The 20,188-nt window shown below is 63.8% G+C and carries 21 protein-coding genes; 6 read left to right on the forward strand and 15 right to left on the reverse strand.

Annotated features, from left to right (window positions below):
* From msrQ to mrcB, 9 genes are all read right to left on the reverse strand, one after another.
* The coding region (gene msrQ, locus E3U47_RS11350) for a protein-methionine-sulfoxide reductase heme-binding subunit MsrQ (RefSeq protein ID WP_134691538.1) at positions 1-523 on the reverse strand (523 nt) is incomplete at its 3' end.
* Positions 523-1,536: a protein-methionine-sulfoxide reductase catalytic subunit MsrP gene (gene msrP / locus E3U47_RS11355; RefSeq protein ID WP_134691539.1), complete on the reverse strand. Its 1,014-nt coding sequence runs from the start codon at positions 1,534-1,536 to the stop codon at positions 523-525. The genes msrQ and msrP, both read right to left, overlap by 1 nt.
* Positions 1,537-1,613: 77 nt before the next feature.
* The gene (pssA, locus tag E3U47_RS11360; protein ID WP_028691215.1) at positions 1,614-2,465 is read right to left on the reverse strand and encodes a CDP-diacylglycerol--serine O-phosphatidyltransferase; all 852 of its coding nucleotides are present in this window, start codon (positions 2,463-2,465) and stop codon (positions 1,614-1,616) included.
* A gap of 151 nt (positions 2,466-2,616) precedes the next feature.
* Positions 2,617-3,633: a ketol-acid reductoisomerase gene (gene ilvC, locus E3U47_RS11365; protein WP_038706849.1), complete on the reverse strand. Its 1,017-nt coding sequence runs from the start codon at positions 3,631-3,633 to the stop codon at positions 2,617-2,619.
* Positions 3,634-3,687: 54 nt separating this feature from the next.
* A complete protein-coding gene (gene ilvN, locus E3U47_RS11370; RefSeq protein WP_003250040.1) occupies positions 3,688-4,179 on the reverse strand; it encodes an acetolactate synthase small subunit in 492 nt (163 codons plus the stop codon).
* 1 nt (position 4,180) lies between these two features.
* Positions 4,181-5,905: an acetolactate synthase 3 large subunit gene (locus tag E3U47_RS11375; RefSeq protein ID WP_134691540.1), complete on the reverse strand. Its 1,725-nt coding sequence runs from the start codon at positions 5,903-5,905 to the stop codon at positions 4,181-4,183.
* Between the two features lie 407 nt (positions 5,906-6,312).
* Entirely contained in the window at positions 6,313-6,645 is a 333-nt protein-coding gene (locus tag E3U47_RS11380) for a YqcC family protein (protein WP_134691541.1), read from the reverse strand.
* A complete protein-coding gene (locus E3U47_RS11385; protein ID WP_134691542.1) occupies positions 6,642-7,412 on the reverse strand; it encodes a M48 family metallopeptidase in 771 nt (256 codons plus the stop codon). The genes E3U47_RS11380 and E3U47_RS11385 overlap by 4 nt, the downstream gene beginning before the upstream one ends.
* 25 nt (positions 7,413-7,437) lie before the next feature.
* Positions 7,438-9,759, reverse strand: coding sequence for a penicillin-binding protein 1B (gene mrcB / locus E3U47_RS11390; protein ID WP_134691543.1), 2,322 nt, complete (start codon positions 9,757-9,759; stop codon positions 7,438-7,440).
* Positions 9,760-9,876: 117 nt separating this feature from the next.
* On the opposite strand from mrcB, the gene E3U47_RS11395 reads away from it, so the two are divergent.
* The 3 genes from E3U47_RS11395 to E3U47_RS11405 all read left to right on the forward strand — a co-directional run bounded on the left by E3U47_RS11395 (position 9,877) and on the right by E3U47_RS11405 (position 12,374).
* The gene (locus tag E3U47_RS11395; protein WP_134691544.1) at positions 9,877-11,439 is read left to right on the forward strand and encodes a bifunctional aminoglycoside phosphotransferase/ATP-binding protein; all 1,563 of its coding nucleotides are present in this window, start codon (positions 9,877-9,879) and stop codon (positions 11,437-11,439) included.
* 98 nt (positions 11,440-11,537) lie between these two features.
* On the forward strand, positions 11,538-11,885 hold the full coding sequence (locus tag E3U47_RS11400) for a pentapeptide repeat-containing protein (RefSeq protein WP_134691545.1): 348 nt from the start codon (positions 11,538-11,540) through the stop codon (positions 11,883-11,885).
* A gap of 210 nt (positions 11,886-12,095) precedes the next feature.
* Entirely contained in the window at positions 12,096-12,374 is a 279-nt protein-coding gene (locus E3U47_RS11405) for a TfoX/Sxy family protein (RefSeq protein WP_134691546.1), read from the forward strand.
* Between the two features lie 172 nt (positions 12,375-12,546).
* Here the strand turns inward: E3U47_RS11405 and E3U47_RS11410 are convergent, their stop codons facing one another.
* From E3U47_RS11410 to E3U47_RS11425, 4 genes are read right to left on the reverse strand one after another with little or no spacing between them, the layout of a single operon-like run.
* On the reverse strand, positions 12,547-13,434 hold the full coding sequence (locus tag E3U47_RS11410) for a ChaN family lipoprotein (protein WP_134691547.1): 888 nt from the start codon (positions 13,432-13,434) through the stop codon (positions 12,547-12,549).
* Between the two features lie 11 nt (positions 13,435-13,445).
* Positions 13,446-14,213, reverse strand: a complete 768-nt coding sequence (locus tag E3U47_RS11415) for a heme ABC transporter ATP-binding protein (RefSeq protein WP_134691548.1) — start codon at positions 14,211-14,213, stop codon at positions 13,446-13,448.
* Positions 14,213-15,196, reverse strand: a complete 984-nt coding sequence (locus tag E3U47_RS11420) for an iron ABC transporter permease (RefSeq protein WP_167659475.1) — start codon at positions 15,194-15,196, stop codon at positions 14,213-14,215. The genes E3U47_RS11415 and E3U47_RS11420 overlap by 1 nt, the downstream gene beginning before the upstream one ends.
* 50 nt (positions 15,197-15,246) lie before the next feature.
* The gene (locus tag E3U47_RS11425; protein WP_134691550.1) at positions 15,247-16,131 is read right to left on the reverse strand and encodes a hemin ABC transporter substrate-binding protein; all 885 of its coding nucleotides are present in this window, start codon (positions 16,129-16,131) and stop codon (positions 15,247-15,249) included.
* 162 nt (positions 16,132-16,293) lie between these two features.
* Between E3U47_RS11425 and E3U47_RS11430 the strand changes: the two genes are divergently transcribed.
* The gene (locus E3U47_RS11430; protein WP_134691551.1) at positions 16,294-16,611 is read left to right on the forward strand and encodes a Rieske (2Fe-2S) protein; all 318 of its coding nucleotides are present in this window, start codon (positions 16,294-16,296) and stop codon (positions 16,609-16,611) included.
* Here the strand turns inward: E3U47_RS11430 and sfsA are convergent.
* Positions 16,601-17,314 (reverse strand): DNA/RNA nuclease SfsA, encoded by a 714-nt coding sequence (gene sfsA / locus E3U47_RS11435; RefSeq protein WP_134691552.1) that lies wholly within the window; start codon positions 17,312-17,314, stop codon positions 16,601-16,603. The genes E3U47_RS11430 and sfsA overlap by 11 nt on opposite strands.
* 3 nt (positions 17,315-17,317) lie before the next feature.
* Positions 17,318-18,490, reverse strand: a complete 1,173-nt coding sequence (locus tag E3U47_RS11440; RefSeq protein ID WP_134691553.1) for a pyridoxal phosphate-dependent aminotransferase — start codon at positions 18,488-18,490, stop codon at positions 17,318-17,320.
* Positions 18,491-18,703: 213 nt separating this feature from the next.
* Here E3U47_RS11440 and dksA point away from each other — a divergent pair, with 213 nt between their 5' ends.
* Both dksA and gluQRS read left to right on the forward strand, forming a co-directional pair.
* Positions 18,704-19,147, forward strand: a complete 444-nt coding sequence (gene dksA, locus E3U47_RS11445) for an RNA polymerase-binding protein DksA (RefSeq protein ID WP_134691554.1) — start codon at positions 18,704-18,706, stop codon at positions 19,145-19,147.
* Positions 19,148-19,211: 64 nt separating this feature from the next.
* On the forward strand, positions 19,212-20,099 hold the full coding sequence (gene gluQRS, locus E3U47_RS11450) for a tRNA glutamyl-Q(34) synthetase GluQRS (RefSeq protein WP_134691555.1): 888 nt from the start codon (positions 19,212-19,214) through the stop codon (positions 20,097-20,099).
* Positions 20,100-20,188: the final 89 nt, after the last annotated feature.

Consider the following 20,188-nt stretch of genomic DNA (forward strand, 5'->3'; position numbering starts at 1 on the left):
CCGCATAAATCGCCCACTCGCGTATATCCGAACGCACAATCCACAAAAAATGCAGCAACCCCAACCCCAAAATCACATACACCAGCTTGTGCAGCTTCTTCCACCGCGCACCCAAGCGCTTCTGGCTATAGCGGTTGGAGGTGGCCGCCAAAACCAGCAACCCAAGAAAGCCCAGCGCCCCCACAATAATGTAAGGCCGCTTGCGCAACTCCACCCCGAACTGCCCCCAGTCCAGCCCCAGGATGAACACCAGGTAAGCCATCAAGTGCAGCACTATATAAGCAAAGCACCACAACCCCAGCTGCCGCCGCACCACGATCCACCCCGACCAGCCACTGATCCGCTGCAGCGGCGTCATGCTCAAGGTGATCAACAAGAACACCAACGCTCCCAGGCCGAGACGGTCCATGAGCACTTTTCCCGGATCCGGATCGAGCAAGCCCGTCAACGCCTCATACAACCACCAGGCAGGAAACAGGCAACCTGCAATGAAAATGCCCAGGCGAAACCAGGGATAGCGCATCAGTAGTTTTTCCGTAGATCCAGCCCGCTATATAAAGAAGCCACCTCATCGGCATAGCCATTGAACATCAATGTATCGCGCACATTCGGACTGAACAGCCCACTGGGCAAACGCCGCTCCCGCGCCTGGGTCCAGCGCGGGTGATCCACGGTCGGATTGACGTTGGCATAGAAGCCATACTCCTCCGGCGCCAGCCCTTGCCAGGTGGTATGCGGCTGCTGCGCCACCAGGCTGATGCGCACGATGGACTTGATGCTCTTGAAGCCATACTTCCACGGCACCACCAGCCTTAGTGGCGCGCCGTTCTGGTTGGCCAGTTCACGGCCATACATGCCCACCGCCAGGATCGCCAGCGGATTCATCGCTTCATCCAGGCGCAGCCCTTCCACATAGGGCCAGTTGATCAGGGCGAAACCGGAACGTTGACCCGGCATATGCTGCGAATCCTGCAGAGTTTCGAAGCGGATGTAGCGTGCCTTCGAAGTCGGCTCCACCTGCTTGAGCACCTCGGCCAACGGAAACCCCAACCACGGAATGACCATCGACCAGGCCTCGACGCAGCGCAGCCGGTAGATGCGCTCTTCGAGCTGGTAGGGCTTGATGAAATCTTCCAACGCATAGCGACCGGGCTTGGCCACTTCACCATCGACCACCAGACTCCACGGCTCGGTCTTGAGGCTGCCGGCATTGGCCGCCGGATCGCCCTTGTCAGGCCCGAACTCATAGAAGTTGTTGTAGTGGGTGGCATCCTTGAATGGCGTGATCGCCTCGCCGCTGACCGTCACCGCCTGCCAACGGGCACTGGCGAGCTTGTCGCTGAACCAACCTGGGGCATTCCCTGCTTCGACGTTGGCGTAGCGGGACATCTCTGCCCCCAGGCTCAAGCGTGGCAATCCGCCCAGGGCGATACCCGCCAGGCCAGCACCCAGCAACGAGCGGCGAGAGAGGTAGAGATGTTCGGGGGTGATCTCCGATGCTTTGCAGTCGGATGATCGGGGAAGCTTGATGAGCATGGTGGCTCCATAGCACGGGCAACTGATGTACACGTAAGACTATGGAGCCGGCAGGTTATTCCGCGATTAAATCCTTGTCAGGATTTGCGACGGCGCGCCCGCAACAGGAACTGGATCGGCCCCGATGCAGCATAGGCCAGGAAGATCAGCAGCAGGATGCGCGGTGGATCGCTGAACACCACCGCGAACACCAGCACCACGGCAAGGATTGCGACAAACGGCACGCGGCCCTTGAGATCGAGCTCCTTGAAGCTGTTGTACTTGATGTTGCTGACCATCAGCATGCCGGCGGCGGCGACCAGCAGCGCCACCAGGAACGACAGCTTGGAGCCCTGGATGCCGTAGTCGCTGAATGCCCACACGGTACCCGCCACCACGCCTGCCGCAGCCGGGCTGGCCAGGCCGATGAAGTAGCGCTTGTCGGCGGTGCCGACCTGGGTGTTGAAACGCGCCAGGCGCAGTGCCGCACCGGCTACATAAATGAAGGCGACCATCCAGCCGACCTTGCCCATGTCCCCCAGCGCCCAACCGAATGCCAGCAAGGCCGGAGCCACGCCGAAGGCGACCATGTCCGACAGCGAGTCGTACTCGGCGCCGAATGCACTTTGCGTGTTGGTCATGCGCGCCACGCGGCCATCGAGACCGTCGAGGACCATGGCGACGAAGATGGCGATGGCGGCGAAGGCGAAATACTTGCTCGCCTCGCGCGGGTCGCCGGCACTCAGGGCGCTCTGCGCGCTCATCGAGCTGATGATGGAATAGAAGCCGGCGAACAGGTTCGCGGTAGTGAACAGGTTGGGCAGCAGGTAGATGCCGCGGTGACGGACCTTGCGCCCTTCGGCGTCATGACCTTCTTCAACGTGCTCATCGACAGGTAGCAGGCTTTCGGCGTCGGAGGGCTTGTTCGGCTCTTCGGGACGTTCGCTCATGAAAAGTACCTTGCAACAGTGTGGAATATGTTCGACATGGGCCCGCGAAACAGGTTCTGACGGCGAGCCACTGGTCGCTTTATACCAGAAGCTGGCCGCGCAAACGAAAAAACGCGGCCGAAGCCGCGTTTTTCATCTATCGAGCCAGACCTTAGTTCTTGGTCTTGTCGACGATCTTGTTGGCCGAAATCCACGGCATCATCGAACGCAGTTGCTCGCCGATGATCTCGATGCCGTGGGCGGCGTTGTTGCGACGCTTGGCGGTCATCGAAGGATAGTTGGTGGCGCCTTCGCTGATGAACATCTTCGCGTATTCGCCGTCCTGGATGCGCTTCAGAGCATTGCGCATGGCCTTGCGGGATTCTTCGTTGATGACTTCAGGGCCGGTGACGTACTCACCGTACTCGGCGTTGTTGGAGATCGAGTAGTTCATGTTGGCGATACCGCCTTCGTACATGAGGTCGACGATCAGCTTCAGCTCGTGCAAGCACTCGAAGTAGGCCATCTCTGGGGCGTAGCCCGCCTCGACCAGGGTTTCGAAACCGGCCTTGACCAGCTCGACGGTACCGCCGCAGAGCACGGCCTGCTCACCGAACAGGTCGGTTTCGGTCTCGTCCTTGAAGGTGGTTTCGATGATGCCGGTACGGCCGCCACCGACGCCAGCGGCGTACGACAGGGCGACGTTCTTGGCGTTGCCCGAGGCGTCCTGGTAGATGGCGATCAGGTCAGGGATGCCGCCACCCTTGACGAACTCGGAGCGCACGGTGTGGCCCGGGGCCTTCGGCGCGATCATGATCACGTCGAGGTCGGCGCGCGGCACGACCTGGTTGTAGTGGATCGAGAAGCCGTGGGAGAAGGCCAGGGTGGCGCCCTTCTTGATGTTCGGCTCGATCTCGTTCTTGTACAGCTGGCCCTGGAACTCGTCCGGGGTCAGGATCATGACCAGGTCGGCGGCAGCGACGGCGCTGGCCACGTCGGCCACTTTCAGGCCGTGGGCTTCAGCCTTGGCAACGGTAGCCGAACCTTTACGCAGACCGACGGTAACGTCCACACCGGAGTCCTTCAGGTTGCACGCCTGGGCGTGGCCTTGGGAGCCGTAGCCGATGATGGCGACTTTCTTGCCCTGGATGATGGAGAGGTCGCAGTCTTTGTCGTAGAAAACTTTCATGAAAATACCCCTGGTTATATCTCGGCCCCTGCGGAGCCATCGCTATTTTTGAAGTTAGATGCTGAGCACTTTGTCGCCACGGGCAATGCCGGTGACGCCACTGCGCACGGTTTCGAGAATCGATGCGGTACCGATGGCCTGGATGAAGCTGTCCAGTTTGTCGCTGGTGCCGCTCAGTTGCACGGTGTACACGCTGGCGGTCACATCGACGATCTGGCCACGGAAAATATCCGTGGTGCGCTTGATCTCGGCCCGCTGGGCGCCGGTGGCCTTGACCTTGACCAACATCAGTTCACGCTCGATGTGAGCGCTTTCCGAGAGGTCGACAAGCTTGACCACTTCGACCAGCTTGTTGAGGTTCTTGGTGATCTGCTCGATCACCTCGTCATGGCCAACGGTGGTCAGCGTCAGACGCGACAGGGTCGGGTCTTCGGTCGGTGCCACGGTCAGGCTTTCAATGTTGTAGTTGCGCTGGGAGAACAGGCCGACCACGCGAGACAAGGCACCGGGTTCGTTTTCCAGCAGCAGGGAAATGATATGCCGCATATCAGGTACGCTCCGTCTTGCTCAGCCACATGTCACGCATCGAGCCATCCTTGATCTGCATCGGATAGACGTGCTCGGTACGGTCGACCGCGATATCGATGAACACCAGGCGATCCTTCATCGCGAAGGCTTCCTCGAGCTTGGGCTTGAGGTCCTTCAGGCTGGTGATGCGGATACCCACATGGCCATAGGCCTCGGCCAGCTTGACGAAGTCCGGCAGCGACTCGACATAGGAGTGCGAGTGGCGGCCGTTGTAGGCCATGTCCTGCCATTGGCGGACCATGCCCAACACACCGTTGTTCAGGTTGACGATCTTCACCGGCAAGCCGTACTGCATGCAGGTGGACAGCTCCTGGATGTTCATCTGGATGCTGCCTTCACCGGTCACGCAGGCCACGTCCTGGTCGGGGAAGTTGAGCTTGATGCCCATGGCCGCCGGGAAACCGAAGCCCATGGTGCCCAGGCCACCGGAGTTGATCCAGCGGTTGGGTTTGTTGAAGCGGTAGTACTGCGCCGCGAACATCTGGTGCTGGCCAACGTCGGAGGTGACGAAGGCATCGCCCTTGGTCACTTCGCACAGGGTCTCGATGACCTGTTGCGGCTTGATGATGTTGCCGTCGCCCTTGTCGTAGGGGAACAGCTCGCCATCGCCACGCCATTCGTCGATCTGCTTCCACCAGGCATCCAGCGCTGCCTTGTCGGGCTGTTCGCCGATTTCCTTGAGGATGCCGAGCATTTCGCTGAGCACGCTCTCGACCGGGCCGACGATCGGCACGTCGGCCTTGATCATCTTCGAGATCGACGCCGGGTCGATGTCGATATGGATGATCTTGGCGTTCGGGCAGAACTTGGCCGGGCCGTTGACCACGCGGTCGTCGAAGCGCGCACCGACGGCGAAGATCACGTCGGCGTTGTGCATGGCCAGGTTGGCGGTGTAGCTGCCGTGCATGCCGAGCATGCCGAGGAACTGGCGGTCGGTACCTGGGAAGCCACCGAGGCCCATGAGGGTGTTGGTGACTGGCAGGTTCAGCGACTTGGCGATTTCGGTGAGGGCTTCGGAGCCACCGCCGAGAATCACGCCGCCACCGGCATAGACGATTGGCCGCTTGGCCGCCAGGAGCATTTCGGCTGCCTTGCGGATCTGCCCGGAGTGGCCACGCAGGGCCGGGCTATACGAGCGCAGTTTGACCTTTTTCGGGTAGATGTACTCGAACTTCTCGGCCGGGTTGGTCATATCTTTTGGAATGTCGACCACCACCGGACCGGGACGGCCGGATTGCGCCAGATAGAAGGCTTTTTTCAGGACTTCAGGAATTTCCGAGGCATGCTTGACCATGAAGCTGTGCTTCACGATCGGCCGCGAGATACCGATCATGTCGGTTTCCTGGAAGGCATCGGTGCCGACCATGGTGCTGGGCACCTGGCCAGACAGGATGACCATCGGGATGGAATCCATGTAGGCGGTGGCAATGCCGGTGATGGCATTGGTCGCGCCTGGACCGGAAGTCACCAGTACCACGCCGGCCTTGCCGGTGGCACGGGCGTATCCGTCCGCCATATGGGTGGCAGCCTGTTCGTGGCGAACCAGGATGTGCTGGACTTCCGGTTCCTTGAACAAGGCATCGTAAACATGCAGGAGAGCACCGCCAGGGTACCCGTAGATGTGCTTAACGCCTTCGTCGCGCAAGAAGCGGACGACCATTTCAGCGCCGGATAAGAGCTCCACGTTGTTCACCTCTAAAACGCCAGAATACCGCCCTCACTGAGCGGGTCTTATTAGGTTTACTGCCAAGCAGAGCATGAGCGAACGTCAGCACTGACTGAGCAAGTATTGGGAATACCCTGGTGTGTTGCGGGCTTTCCCACCCAGCGCGAGGTAACGCGTTGCGGGGTGTAGCAAGTCGGCGCGGGTGTGCGCCTCATGATCTGCTTAGCGGGTCTGCTTCTGGCAGTCCCTCTACAGCGGAATCTGGATTCTTGTGATTCGGCGCTCACAAGTCAAGAGAAATTATTGCCAATTTTTCATCAAGATGAATTCTCACCACCACTAATGGCGCGAGCAGCAGCAGGAAAAATAAGATTTCCATAAAAAAGGGCCACAATCTGCGGCCCTTGAAGGAAAAACGGTAGAAATCAGGCGGAAGGCGCGATCAATTGGTCGAAAGTTGCGAGCAAACGCCGTAGCTCGCGGCTTTGTTCCGGGCGGTCGACGAACACCGTCTCGGCCATCACCAGGATGCCAGAGGCGTTCGGCAACGGGTGCCCATGCTCGAGAATCAGCTTCATGCGCGGCAGGAAGATCCATTGCAGCCACTGTTCGAAGCTCATGCGGTCCACCGCGAACGGCTCCACGCTGGCCAACGCCTCGGCACTGGGGGGGGCGTCGCTCCACCAGCCCTGGACCTTGAGCTCCTGCTCGATCAGCAATAGTTGATCGGCGATATCGAGAATGCGCTGTTCCATCACAGGTTGACTCGCGCCTTCTGCCGCGCCAGCGCCGCGCCGGCGCTGTCACCCTGCTTCTCGCGGGCCTGGGCGATGGTGTTCCACAACTGCGCCTGCAGGTCGGGACGACCGTTGGCGTAGGTCAGCGCGCGGCGGGCCAGTTGCTCGGCCTGCGCCGCATCGCCCTGGGACAGGCGCACCTGGGCCAGGCGGAACAGCACCTGCGGCTCGCGCGGGGCGATGCGCTGGGCACGCTCCAGGCTGGAGGCAGCACCGTTGAAGTCGCCACTGCCCTGCTGCTGCTGGGCTGTGGTCAGCAGCGCCAGCACCGGGCCGTCGAGCTGCTCGTCGGCAGACAGGCCGCCGCTGGCGCGCGGGATGCCGGTCGGCGCGCTACTGGCAGGCGCCGGCTTGCTCATCGAGGCGATGTCGAACGGTTCGTCGGCAATCGGGTTGGGATTGGTGGTGATCGGCCCACTGCTGACCGGGCCCGGAGTGATCGGGCCGGTGCTGATCGGCGCCGCGCTGCTACCGGCCGGGAACGACTGGATCGGCGCGCCGCCGGTGCCCTGCGGGATCATCACGGTGACACCGGAGTCTTCCGGCAACGCCTGCGACTGGCGGCTGCCACCGCTGGTCGGGTAGGCCGCGTTGCGCTTGGCCATGACCCGCTCGTTGTCGGAAACCCGGGTGCTCGAATCCACCACCGGGATGTTGCCACGCGGGACACTGGCACAGCCGTGCAATACGGCCACCGCGGTCAAGGCAGGAATCCACCACTTGTTCACTTCACACCCTCTTCAAAGCTCGTGCTCAATTCATCCAGCCCTTGACCCAGTCCATCACCGATTCGGCCGGGTTCTGCTCGCCACCACAGGTGGCGCCAGCGGGTGGTTCACTGCCGCGAATATACGGCATCTGCACCGCTCCCGGACAGCTACCGTCGGAGCCTTGGCCGCTGTACGGGTCGATCCAGGCCTGCACCACGTTATCCGGCTGCGGCATGTCCAGCGGCAGCGGATCGGCCTTCTTCATGAAGCTGGTCCACACCTGCAGCGCACCGGTGGCGCCAGTGAACGGCGTCTTGCCGTTGTCGTCGCGGCCCAGCCAGACCACCGCCAGCAGGTCCTGGCTGAAGCCAGAGAACCAGCTGTCGCGCGAGTCGTTGCTGGTGCCGGTCTTGCCGGCCAGGGTCAGCGAGCTCGGCAGCTGGCTGTACACCGAGCGGCCAGTGCCTTCGCGCATCACCCGCTGCATGGCGTTCTGCACCAGGTAGATGGAGCCCGGGTCGAACGTCTGCTGGATCTGGAACGGGTAGCGCTTGAGCGGCTCGCCTTCGGCGGTGAGCACGCTGCGGATACCGCGCATCGGCGTATTGAAACCGCCATTGGCGATGGTCTGGTACATGGTCGCGACCTGCATCGGCGACATGCCACCGGCCCCCAGCAGCATCGACGGGAACGCCGGCCAGTCGACCTGCACACCCAGCCGACCGATGGTCTTGATCACGTTCGGCACGCCCACTTCCAGGCCGAGCTTGGCGGTGGACAGGTTGTAGGAGTTGGCCAGGCCCTGGTACAGGTAGATGGTGCCGTGGGGGCGACGGTCGTAGTTCTGTGGCCGCCAGACCTGGCCATCGGCGCCCTTGACCGAGAACGGCTCGTCTTGCACCCAGGTGGTCAGGGTGAACTTGCTCGGCTGTTCCAGCGCGGTCAGGTAGACAGCCGGCTTGACCAGCGAGCCGATCGGCCGCACCGCATCGATGGCGCGGTTGAAACCGGCGAAGCCCGACTGGCGGCTGCCGATCAGCGCTTGCACCTCACCGGTTTCCGGGTTGGTGACGACCATCGCCGATTCGACTTCGTCGGCGCCCTTGCGCCCGGCCAGGCGCTTGAAGGTCTCGCTCATGGCGGTTTCGGCCTTCATCTGCAGGATCGGGTCGAAACTGGTGAAGATGCGCAGGCCTTCTTCGGTCAAGTCTTCATCGCGGTAGTCCTGGCGCAGCTGACGCTTGACCAGGTCGAGGAAGGCCGGGAACGAGCTGTCGGCCAGGCTGCCGCGCTTGGTCACGCCCAGGGGCATTTTCTTCGCCGCATCGACCACGTCCTGAGTGGCCACGCCTTGCTCGGCGAGCAGGTCGAGCACCAGGTTGCGCCGTTGCAAGGCGCGCTCGGGGTGGCGGCGTGGGTTGTAGTATGACGGGCCCTTGACCATGCCCACCAGCAGGGCGATCTGGTGCAGCTTGAGCTCCTGCAGCGGCTGGCTGAAGAAGAACTGGCTGGCCAGACCGAAGCCGTGCACGGCGCGCTGGCCGTCCTGCCCGATGAACACTTCGTTCAGGTAGGCCTCGAGGATCTCCTGCTTGTCGTAGTGCACTTCCAGGAGCAGCGACATCATAGCTTCGGTCAGCTTGCGACTGAGACTGCGCTCGTTGGTGAGGAAGAAGTTCTTCACCAACTGCTGGGTCAGGGTACTGCCGCCCTGGCGCATGGCCCCCGAGGAGGTGTTCACCCAGACGGCCCGGGCGATGGACTTGGGCGACACGCCGAAGTGGCTGTAGAAGTCGCGGTCCTCGGTGGCGATCAGGGTTTCCAGCAGATACGGTGGCACCTGGTCGATCTTGACCAGGATGCGGTCTTCAAGATTCTTCGGGTAGATGCCGCCGATCATCAGCGGCTCGAGGCGCACCACGTCGAGCTTGCCGCCATTGGCGCCGCTGAGGCCGGCAACGTAGTCGCCAGAGAAACGCACGCGTACGAACTGCGCCGGTTCGATCCCTTCATAGAACTGGAAGCCGCGGGTGTTGAGATCGACATTGTTGCCGTTGACCGACGCGGCGCCAGGGCCATTGGCCACACTTTCGCGGCGATAACCCAAGGCATCGAGCTCGGTGAGGAAGTCGTTCTTGCTCAGTTTCTGGCCGACGAACAGCTCCAGCGGCCGGGCATACACCTTGGCCGGGATGGTCCAGCGCTTGCCGGAGAACTTTTCCTGGACGGTGGCATCGAGGTAGACCGCGAAACCGGCGATCACCACCAGGCCGACCAGGCTGAGCTTGAGCGCCCAGCCTAGCCAGGCGCGGGAGCGGCCGGACGGGCGTTTTTTGGGGGTGCGGGAATTTCGGGTTCGTGTCATGGCGGCGGATTATACGCACTTTGGAAAAGGGGGGCAGGCGCCCCTCGGCGGTTTGCAGGGACGGCACCATTGACCATAATGTCCGATTCGAATTCCCTGACCCATGAAGGATGATCCGTGAGCCAAGCCCTGATCAGCGCGCTGCAGAACCCCGCCCTCTATCCGCACCCCGTCGCGGGCTTCCAGCTCATCGAGACGCATATCTCCTGGGTTTTGCTCACTGGCGAATACGCCTACAAGATCAAGAAGCCGATGAACTTCGGCTTCCTCGACTTCACCGGCCTCGACCAGCGCGGGCATTTTTGTAACGAAGAGCTGCGCCTGAACCAACGCCTGACCGAAGGCTTGTACCTGGAAGTGCTGCCGATTACCGGCAGCGCCGAGGCCCCTGTGCTGAACGGCGAGGGTGCGCCTATCGAGTACGCCCTGAAAATGCGCCAGTTCCCCCAGGGCCAGATGCTCAGCACCCTGCAGGCCAACGGCGAACTGAACGCCGGGCACATCGACCAGATGGCCCAGCAGATCGCCGAGTTCCACCTGCAGGCGCCGAGAGTGTCGGTCGACCACCCGCTGGGCACCCCGGACGCGGTGATGGCACCGGTGGAGCAGAACTTCGAGCAGATCCGCCCATTCCTCAGCGACAAGGCCGATCTGCAACAACTGGACAACCTGCAAGCCTGGGCCCAGGACAGCTTCAAGCGCCTGCACGGCCTGCTCGAGGCGCGCAAGGCCAACGGTTTCATTCGCGAATGCCACGGCGACATCCACCTGGGCAACGCCACCCTGATCGACGGCAAGGTGGTGATCTTCGACTGCATCGAGTTCAACGAGCCGTTCCGCCTGACCGACGTCTATGCCGATGTCGGCTTCCTGGCCATGGACCTCGAGGACCGCGGCCTGAAGTGCCTGTCGCGGCGTTTCATCAGCCAGTACCTGGAGCTGACCGGTGACTACCAAGGCCTGGAACTGCTGAACTTCTACAAGGCTTATCGCGCCCTGGTGCGGGCCAAGGTCGCGCTGTTCAGCCTGGCGCCGGACGCCGATGGCGTGCAGCGCGCCACTACCCTGCGCACCTACCGCAACTATGCCAACCTGGCCGAAAGCTACAGCGCCATCCCTTCGCGCCTGCTGGCCATCACCCAGGGCGTCTCGGCAGTGGGCAAGAGCCACGTGGCCATGCGCCTGGTCGAGGCGCTGGGCGCGGTGCGCGTGCGTTCGGATGTCGAGCGCAAGCGCCTGTTCGGCAAACAATCGGCAGACAACGCAGGCCAACTCGAGACCGGCATCTACGATAAAGAAGCCAGCGCTGCCACCTACCAGCGCCTGCATGAACTGGCCGCGATCATCCTGCACGCCGGTTTCCCGGTAGTGATCGACGCTACCTACCTCAAGCAAGACCAGCGCAAGGCAGCGGCGCAGGTCGCCAGCGAAACCGGCGTGCCGTTGCTGATCCTCGACTGCCAGGCGCCCGACGCGGTGATCGCCAGCTGGCTGGCCCAGCGCCAGGCCGAAGCCATCGACCCTTCGGATGCCACCTTGGAGGTGATCCAGGCGCAACAGGCCAGCCGCGAGCCGCTGGATGCCGAAGAGCTGGCGCAAAGCACCCGCGTCGACACCCAGGACGCCAACAACATGAACAAGGTGATCGAGCAGATTCGCCAACGCCTGCCCGGCCTTTGACCCGCCAGGCGTGAAGCAGTCGACAGTTCACGCCTGAAGTCAGGCGCCTCTTCAGTGATGGCATTACAATATCATCACACCCCCAAGGAGGCGCCGCCATGAACCAACCCCGCCAGCTGGACAACCAACTGTTCACCCTGGTCCGCGACGAGAAGATCGCTGAGTTCAACCGGGTCAAGGCCGCGCACCCTTCGATCGATTTTCGCGGTGGCGATTTCCGCGGCCTCGACCTGCGCGCCCTGGATGTTCAAGGCATCGACTTCACCGACGCCTATTTCCGCGCTGCCGACCTGCGTGGCCTGGACCTGCGCGAGAATGGCCTGGAAGGCGCGAGCCTGGCCCATGCGCAGATTTCCGGAACCTACTTCCCCGCCGAACTGAGCGCCGACGAGATCCTGATGTCGGTGAAATTCGGCACGCGCATGCGCTATCGCACCGCCCGCTGACCCCGAGGTTTCTTGTAGGAGCCAGCCTTGCTGGCGAACCGTTACTCGGTTGGTCGCCAGCAAGACCGGTCCTGTGGTGCATGCGTGCTACTGGCAGCCTGTCGGCGGCAGATGGCAAAAGGCCGCGTAATTGCCAACCCCCGCTACACTCCTCACTGACCTGCTCGCGATTTATCCACAAGACCCGTTCAGCCATCGCAAGGAGGCTCGATGAACGATGAATTGCAGCATCTGAAAAACCTTGGCAAGACCTCCGCGCAATGGCTGCACGCTGTCGGGATCCACAGTGCATCGGACTTGCGCCGGCTCGGCGCGGTGAGTGCCTACCAGGCGGTAAGAACGCGGGGTTTCCGGGCTTCGAAGGTGTTGTTGTATGCCATCGAGGGCGCCCTGCTGGACATGCACTGGAACGACCTGCCGGCCGAACGCAAGCAGGCGCTCAACCAACAGCTCGATGCCAAGTGCCAGCCACAGAAGAGTGAAAAATAAATTGGCAAAAGGCATTGACTCCGAAATGAGAATCGTTATGATTATCACAACTGGTCGCGAGACTGGTTGGATAAACTGAATGCTCCCTGGTTCGGACGCTCAGATTATCTCCTCATCAGGCTAATCACGGTTATTGACCCGGCACTTTGCCGGGTCTTTTTTTGCCTGTATTTCAAGGAGCCTTGCGCAGTTGAGCGCAGTAGTCCTGTGCCGGGAGCGCCGCGGTAAACCAGACGTAGTCGGCCATGGCCGGCTCGATCACCTCCCCAACCTCCGCCAGCAGCAACACCTGGCTTTCACCCCGGGCGCCGAGATCGATCAGGTGCAGGGCCACGCCAAGGTCCTTGCGCGCATGGAAGCTGCCGGCGAACAGCATGGCCGGTTGCGGCGCGTCGAGTAGACGCTCGGCCATGCGCCGGTCACGCTGCTGCTGAACACTGAGCATCGCTGGCAGCTGGCTTGCTGGCAGCAGGTCACAGTGGCCTGCGCGCACGTATTCGCGCAGCCCCTGAACCACGGCAGGCGCATTGGACCGCGGGCCTGGCGGTGTCGAGGGTTGACGGTAGGCTTGCTTGATTTCCACGGGGGTCAAGTTGGCAGCCAGCAGTGGGTAGGGTCGCGCCAGGGCTTCGCGCACGATCGGCCCATACAGGTTCCAGCCCCAGCCCACCTGCCAGTCAAGCGCCTTGGGCAGGTCCGCAGGGAACTTGCCCTTTTGCGCGTCGACCCTTGCTTGCTGGCCGGGCTCAAGCATTTCCAGCAGCAGGCTGCCCTGGGGCCTGCGGCTGTCCAGTGCCTGCAACAACCAGAGTTGCAAGGCATGGTGATCAGGGTTGTCGTGCTTCTCGCCCACCAGTACCCGGGGTGCGTCGGCCAGGCGTTCGACCAGTTGCTCAGGGTTCAGGAGCCTGCCTGTGGACAACTCGCGGATCTGCCCCAACTGCGTGCTGTCATGCCCTTCGCTGCTCTGCCAGGCCGGCAGCGGTGGCAGGCTGGCCTGGCAGCCCGCCAAGACCAGCGCCAGGCAGATCGGCAGGCCGGACAACAGGGGATGGCGCATGGCTCGGGCTCCTAGCGAGTGATGATCAACGGATGGCCGCGCTCCGGGTGCGCTTGCACCAGCACATCGATACCGAACACGGCGCGCAGCGCCACCGGGGTCAACACCTGTTCGGGGGTATCCAGCGCATGGCAGCGGCCCTGCTCCAGTAACAGGATCTGGTCACAGTAGCGTGCCGCCAGGTTGAGGTCATGCAGGATCACCAGCACCGCCGCGCCACGATCGGCGAAATCCCGTACGGCCTGCAAGGTGGTGTGCTGATGCAGCGGGTCGAGCGCCGAGGTCGGCTCGTCGAGCAGCAACGTGGTGCCGGCCTCGCCCGGCCACAACTGCGCCAGCACCCGGGCCAGGTGCACGCGCTGGCGCTCGCCACCGGACAACGCCAGGTAGCTGCGCGCGACCAGGTGTTGCGCGTCCGCCGCCGCCAACGCCGCGGCGACGATCTCGCGGTCGCGCTGGCGGCCACTGGCATGGGGTAGACGCCCCAGGCCGACGACCTCCTCGACGCTGAAGGCAAAACCCAGGCTGGAGGCTTGCGGCAACACCGCCAGGCGCCTGGCCCGCGCCTGCCCGGCCCAGTCACTCAGCGCGCGCCCATCGAGGTGAACATGCCCGGCGCCAGGTGTCAGCTCACCGCACAGCGCGCCCAACAGGCTGCTCTTGCCGGCGCCATTGGGCCCCAGTACCCCGAGAATCTGCCCTGGCTGCAACGTCAGGGTGATATCGCTCAGCACCTGGTTGCCGCCACGGGTCAGAGACAGGCCTTGAACATCGAGCATCAGTTGCGCACCTTCACCAGCAGGAACAGGAAGAACGGCGCCCCGATGAAGGCCGTGACGATGCCGATCGGCAGCTCTGCCGGGGCCAGCGCCAGGCGCGCGATCAGGTCGGCGAACAGCAGCAGCGTGCCGCCGGCCAGCAACGACGCGGGCAGCAGCACCCGGTGGTCAGGCCCGGCCACCAGCCGCACCAGGTGCGGCACCACCAGGCCGATGAAGCCGATCAACCCGGCTGCGGCCACCGCCGCGCCGACACCCAGGGCGGTGCAGAACACCAGTTCGCGCTTGAGCGCCTCCACTTCGATGCCCAAGTGACGCGCCTCCGACTCACCCAGCAGCAACGCGTTGAGCGCCTGGGCCCGCCGCGGCAACCACAGCGCTACCGCCGTCGCCACCAGCAGCAATGGCCACAGCCGCTCGTAGCTGGCACCGTTGAGGCTGCCCAGGTTCCAGAATGTCAGGGTGCGCAGGGTGGCGTCGTCGGCGAGGTAGGTGAACAGCCCCACCGCCGAGCCCCCCAGCGCGGTCATCGCAATACCGGCCAGCAGCATGGTCGCCACGTTGGTCTGCCCGTCGCGCCGCCCCAGGCGGTAGACCATCGCCGTCACCCCGAGGCCGCCGCCAAAGGCACACAGCGACAGCAAGTAAGGCGCGAACCACTCGGGGATCCCCCCCAGCCAACTGCCACCGACGATCGCCACCGCCGCACCCAGCGCCGCGCCACTGGCCACCCCCACCAGCCCCGGGTCGGCCAGCGGGTTGCGGAACAACCCCTGCATCGCCACGCCCGACAGCGCCAGTACAGCGCCCACCGCCAAGCCCAGCAAGGTGCGCGGCAGGCGAATCTGCCCCAGGATCAGTTCGGCCTGTTCCAGGCCATCCCCTGCCAGCGGCAGGCCGAACAGCCGCAAGCCTGCGCGCAGGGTATCGAACAGCGGCAGGCTGACCGGCCCCAGCGCCAGCGACAGCCACACCGCCAACAGGCACAGCAAGGCCAGGGTAATGAACAACGTACGTGGACGAACCCGCGGCATCATGGATTGAGGCTGGCCTTGGCGGCGGGATAGAAGCTGCCTGCCAGCTCATGCAAGGTGGCAGGCAGACGCGGGCCCAGGCCACCGACCAACAGCGTCGGATCGAGCGACACCAGGCGCTGTTCACGCACCGCCCGCGAGGCCGCCAGGGCCGGGTTTTCCTTGAGCAGCGCCGACAACGCCTGCTCGCCGCTGAGGGCGCGGTCAGAGAACACCAGCACATCGGGGTTCAGCGCGGCCAGGGCCTCCACCGAGAAATTCTTGTAGCCTTGGTGCTCGGCCAGGTTACGACCACCGGCCTGGCGCAGCAGCCAGTCACCGGCGGTGCCCTGCCCGGCGATCATCGGCTTGGCGCCGGCATGCCCGACCAGCAGCAGCACGCCCGGCGCCTGCTGCCCGGCCTGGGCTTGCTCGACCTGCTTGTGCACCTGCTCCAGTTGCTGGCGATAGTCGCCGGCCAGTTCGCTCGCCTGCTTTTCATTGCCCAGCAATGCGCCGAGGTGCTTGAGGTTTTCCTCCACCGCCCGCAGCTCGGCCTTGCTGGAGAATAGCTCGACGCGCACGCCGGCCTTGCGGATCTGCGCCAGCACCGGCGGTGGCCCCATTTCCTCGGTGCCTACCAGCACATCCGGGCGCAGGCTGAGCACGCCCTCGGCCGACAGCTGGCGCTGGTAGCCGATGCTGGGCAGCGCCTTGAGTGACTCGGGGTGCTGGCTGGTGGTGTCGACACCGACCAAGCGCTGCTCGCCACCCAGGGCGCTGATCCACTCGCTCAAGGCACCGCCGGCGCTTACCCAGCGCTGTGGCAGCTCGGCGGCCATGGTGTGGGTAGACAGGGCAAGACCGGCGCACAGAGCAATCAAGGCAGCGGGACGGCGCATCATCGGATTCCTTTGCAGAGGGCGGGCAGCACACCTTGTGGCGGGCGGCACAAGTGCGCACCATAGACAGCCTGGCGCGACGAATGCGGGCAATTTGATAATTATTCGCATTGAAGCGTCAAGCCATCCCTTTGTCACACGGCTTAACCGGAAGACTCCGCTGCGATGCATTTTCTCTGCGCCTCCAACGACCTCGCCGAGGGCAACAGCCGCGCCTTCAGCGTAGCCGGCATAGCGCTGTTCGGCGTGCGCCGCCAGGGCACGGTCCACCTCTACCGCAACCGCTGCCCGCACCGGGGCATCCCGCTGAACTGGGCGGCGGACGGCTTTCTCGATGACAGCGCGAGCCTGATCCAGTGCGCCCATCACGGGGCCCAGTTCCTGGTAGAAAGCGGCGAATGCATCACTGGCCCCTGCGCGGGCGAATGGCTGGAGGCCCTGGACTGCCGGGAAGACAGCCAGGGCATCTGGTTCACGGATTGAGCAGTACTGGCAGCGGCCGGTCGATGACCAGTTGCCGGGCATCCAGGCGCGTGCCGTAGGCCAGTACCTCGACCCCTCCCGCCACCGCGGCGCGCAGTGCCTGGGCGTAGGCGGCGTCGATCTCCTGGGCCGGGCGCACGGCCTCGATGCCAGTCAGGTTCACGCAATACAGCTGCACCGCACGGATGCCCTGGCGTGCCAGGGCGGCCAGCTCGCGCAGGTGTTTGGCTCCACGCTGGGTAACGGCGTCGGGGAACGCCGCCACAGGGGTATCGGGATAACCGAGGGTCACGCTCTTGACCTCGACGTAGGCTTTGTCGCCATTGGCGAACTCCAGGTAGAAGTCGATACGGCTACGTTCCTCGCCATATGCCACTTCACGCTTGAGCGTGGTGAACCCGGCCAGCTCGCTGATCACCCCGGCCCGCAGCGCTTCCTCCACCACCGCATTGGCCCGCCCGGTATTGACGCAGGCCAGCCGGCCCTGGGGCGTCTCGCTGATTTCCCAGGTACCGGGCAGCTTGCGCTTGGGGTCGTTGGAGCGGCTGAACCACACCTGCCCGCCCTCGCGCATGCAATTGAGCATGGAGCCGGTGTTGGGGCAGTGAATGGTCAACTGCTCGCCAGTTGCCAGTTCGATGTCGGCCAGGAAGCGTTTATAGCGGCGCAGCAGGCGCGCCTGTTCCAGTTGCGGAAACAACATCCGTCAGCCCTGCCAGCTTTTCAAGCCACGGGCGAGGCGCTGTACCGCCTCTTCCAGGCGCGGCAGGCTCTGGGTGTAGGCAAAACGCACATGGTGGCCGGCCTGATGACGACCGAAGTCCAGCCCCGGGGTGAATGCCAGGTGCTCGGTTTCGAGGAAGTGCCGGCAGAACGCGAAGGCATCGCCGCCGAACGCGCTGATATCGGCATACAGATAGAAGGCGCCTTGCGGCTCCACGGCGATACCGAAGCCCAACTCACGCAATGCCGGCAACAGGTAGTCGCGGCGGCGGGCGAACTCGGCGCGGCGTTCCTCGAGGATGGCCAGGGTTTGCGCCTCGAAACAGGCCAGCGCGGCATGCTGGGCCATGCTCGGAGCACTGATGTAGAGGTTCTGCGCCAGCTTTTCCAGGTCCGCTACCGCCGATGGCGGCGCTACCAGCCAGCCCAGCCGCCAGCCGGTCATGCCGAAATATTTGGAAAAACTGTTCAGGACGAAGGCCTCATCGTCGACTTCCAGCACGCTCGGCGCCTCCATGCCGTAGGTGAGGCCGTGGTAGATCTCGTCCACCACCAGATGCCCATGGCGCTCGCGGGTAGCCTTGGAAAGGCTGGCCAGCTCGTCGCGCTCGAGCACCGTGCCCGTTGGGTTGGCTGGCGAGGCCACCAGGGCACCGACCGTGTCCTTGTCCCAGTGGCGCTCGACCAGGTCGGCGGTCAGCTGGTAATTGACCTCCGGCCCCACCGGCACCAGTTGCGCGCCACCTTCGACCAGGCGCAGGAAGTGGCGGTTGCACGGATAGCCCGGGTCGGCCAGCAGCCAGTGCTTGCCCGGGTCGACCAACAGGCTGCTGGCCAGCAGCAGCGCGCCGGAACCGCCCGGGGTGATGAGCACGCGCTCCGGGTCGAGGTCCACGCCGTAGCGTTGGCCGTAGAACCCGGCGATTGCCTCACGCAGCTGCGGCAAGCCGCGGGCAGCCGTGTAACGGGTGTGCCCGGCGGCCAGGGCGGCCTGGCCGGCGGCGACGATCGGCGCGGCGGTGGTGAAGTCGGGCTCGCCGATCTCCAGGTGGATCACGTCGTGGCCCGCTGCCTGCAGCTCGTTGGCGCGCGCCAACAGGGCCATCACGTGGAAGGGTTCGATGGCGCGACTGCGCGCACTGTGTGGCTGAGCCATGGGCCTTCTCTCAATTAGGTCTAAACTGGTGATTCTACCTGTGCGGGCCTGCGAACGTGCCGCCCGCGCCGCTGTCAATAGCAGGCATAGGGCGGGGTAGCGCACCCCGGATCTATCTGGTAAGTTCGGCGGCTCGCAGTCGCAGGGCCGGCGGGCGCCGGAGATGGAAGCAAGCCTGCGCATTGGATCAGATGAGTGAGAGGCGGTCTATTCATGTCCACCGTAGAAAAGCAAAAAGTCCAGACCATGTACGGTGTCGAGCCTTACGTAGAGACCAAGGGTGAGGAGTACATGGGCGAGCCCATGAAAAAACACTTCACCAAGCTCCTTAATGCCTGGAAAGGCGAGCTGATGGTCAGTGTCGATCGCACCGTGGACCACATGAAGGACGAAGCAGCCAACTTCCCCGACCCGGCCGACCGAGCCAGCCAGGAAGAAGAATTCGCCCTGGAGCTGCGCAACCGCGATCGCGAGCGCAAGCTGATCAAGAAGATCGACAAGACCCTCGACAAGATCAAGGCCGACGAGTACGGCTGGTGCGAGTCCTGTGGCATCGAGATCGGCCTGCGCCGCCTCGAGGCCCGTCCTACCGCCGACCTGTGCTTCGACTGCAAGGAAATCGCGGAGAAGAAGGAAAAGACCGTCGGCAAAGGCTGACCCTTTTCCCACCCAAGCGGGGCGCATCATGCGCCCCGTTTTCATTTATATAGCTGCGCAATCCATGACCGACTCCCGCTACATCGGCCGCTTCGCCCCCACCCCCAGTGGTTTCCTGCACTTCGGCTCTCTGGTCGCCGCCCTCGCCTCCTGGCTCGACGCCCGCGCGGTCGGCGGGCGCTGGCTGCTGCGCATGGAAGATACCGACCCTCCCCGGGAAATGCCTGGCGCCCGCGACGCGATCCTGCAGACCTTGGAGCGCTACGGCCTGGAGTGGGACGCTGAGGTAGTGTTCCAGAGCCAGCGCCACGAGGCCTACGCCGCTGTCGTGGACCGCTTGTTCAGCATGGGCCTGGCCTATGCCTGCACCTGTTCGCGCAAGCAACTCGAGGGCCACAACGGCATCTACCCAGGCTTTTGCCGCGATGCCGGCCACGCCCGCGAAGGCGCGGCGATTCGCCTGCGGGTGCCGGAACTGATCTACCGCTTCAACGACCGCGTCCAAGGCCCGTTCGAACAGCACTTGGGCCGCGAGGTGGGCGACTTCGTCATCCAGCGCCGCGACGGGCTCTATGCCTACCAGTTGGCGGTGGTGCTGGACGATGCCTGGCAGGGCGTCAGCGACATCGTGCGCGGCGCCGACCTGCTGGACAACACCCCGCGCCAGCTGTACCTGCAGGAGTTGCTGGGTTTTTCGCAGCCGCGCTACCTGCATATTCCGCTGATCGTGCAGCCCGACGGGCACAAGCTGGGCAAGTCGTATCGCTCGCCGCCGCTGGAGGCCGACCAGGCCACGCCGTTGCTCTTGCGGGCGCTGCGCGCGCTTGGCCAGCAGACCGATCCGGCGCTGGCGGGCGCCAGCCCGGCCGAGGTGCTTGCCGTGGCCAGGCAACAGTGGCGGCCGGAGAATATTGCCCGGCAAATGACAGTGCCCGAGGCTGAACTGCATTAATGTCCTGGTCCGACCGGCCAACGCGGTCCCTGTAGGAGCGGCCTTGTGTCGCGATGGGCTGCAAAGCAGCCCCGGCAATATCTGAGGCA

The sequence above is a fragment of the Pseudomonas sp. RIT623 genome (assembly GCF_004519305.1).
GTDB lineage: Bacteria > Pseudomonadota > Gammaproteobacteria > Pseudomonadales > Pseudomonadaceae > Aquipseudomonas.

Excerpts from the sequence above, each read along its gene's own strand:
- msrP (WP_134691539.1), bottom strand. The coding sequence starts at position 1,536 with ATGCTCATCAAGCTTCCCCGATCATCCGACTGCAAAGCATCGGAGATC.
- pssA (WP_028691215.1), bottom strand. The coding sequence starts at position 2,465 with ATGAGCGAACGTCCCGAAGAGCCGAACAAGCCCTCCGACGCCGAAAGC.
- E3U47_RS11440 (WP_134691553.1), bottom strand. The coding sequence starts at position 18,490 with ATGGCTCAGCCACACAGTGCGCGCAGTCGCGCCATCGAACCCTTCCAC.
- E3U47_RS11425 (WP_134691550.1), bottom strand. The coding sequence starts at position 16,131 with ATGATGCGCCGTCCCGCTGCCTTGATTGCTCTGTGCGCCGGTCTTGCC.
- E3U47_RS11410 (WP_134691547.1), bottom strand. The coding sequence starts at position 13,434 with ATGCGCCATCCCCTGTTGTCCGGCCTGCCGATCTGCCTGGCGCTGGTC.
- E3U47_RS11415 (WP_134691548.1), bottom strand. The coding sequence starts at position 14,213 with ATGCTCGATGTTCAAGGCCTGTCTCTGACCCGTGGCGGCAACCAGGTG.
- E3U47_RS11400 (WP_134691545.1), top strand. The coding sequence starts at position 11,538 with ATGAACCAACCCCGCCAGCTGGACAACCAACTGTTCACCCTGGTCCGC.
- ilvN (WP_003250040.1), bottom strand. The coding sequence starts at position 4,179 with ATGCGGCATATCATTTCCCTGCTGCTGGAAAACGAACCCGGTGCCTTG.
- mrcB (WP_134691543.1), bottom strand. The coding sequence starts at position 9,759 with ATGACACGAACCCGAAATTCCCGCACCCCCAAAAAACGCCCGTCCGGC.
- sfsA (WP_134691552.1), bottom strand. The coding sequence starts at position 17,314 with ATGTTGTTTCCGCAACTGGAACAGGCGCGCCTGCTGCGCCGCTATAAA.
- gluQRS (WP_134691555.1), top strand. The coding sequence starts at position 19,212 with ATGACCGACTCCCGCTACATCGGCCGCTTCGCCCCCACCCCCAGTGGT.
- dksA (WP_134691554.1), top strand. The coding sequence starts at position 18,704 with ATGTCCACCGTAGAAAAGCAAAAAGTCCAGACCATGTACGGTGTCGAG.
- ilvC (WP_038706849.1), bottom strand. The coding sequence starts at position 3,633 with ATGAAAGTTTTCTACGACAAAGACTGCGACCTCTCCATCATCCAGGGC.
- E3U47_RS11430 (WP_134691551.1), top strand. The coding sequence starts at position 16,294 with ATGCATTTTCTCTGCGCCTCCAACGACCTCGCCGAGGGCAACAGCCGC.
- E3U47_RS11405 (WP_134691546.1), top strand. The coding sequence starts at position 12,096 with ATGAACGATGAATTGCAGCATCTGAAAAACCTTGGCAAGACCTCCGCG.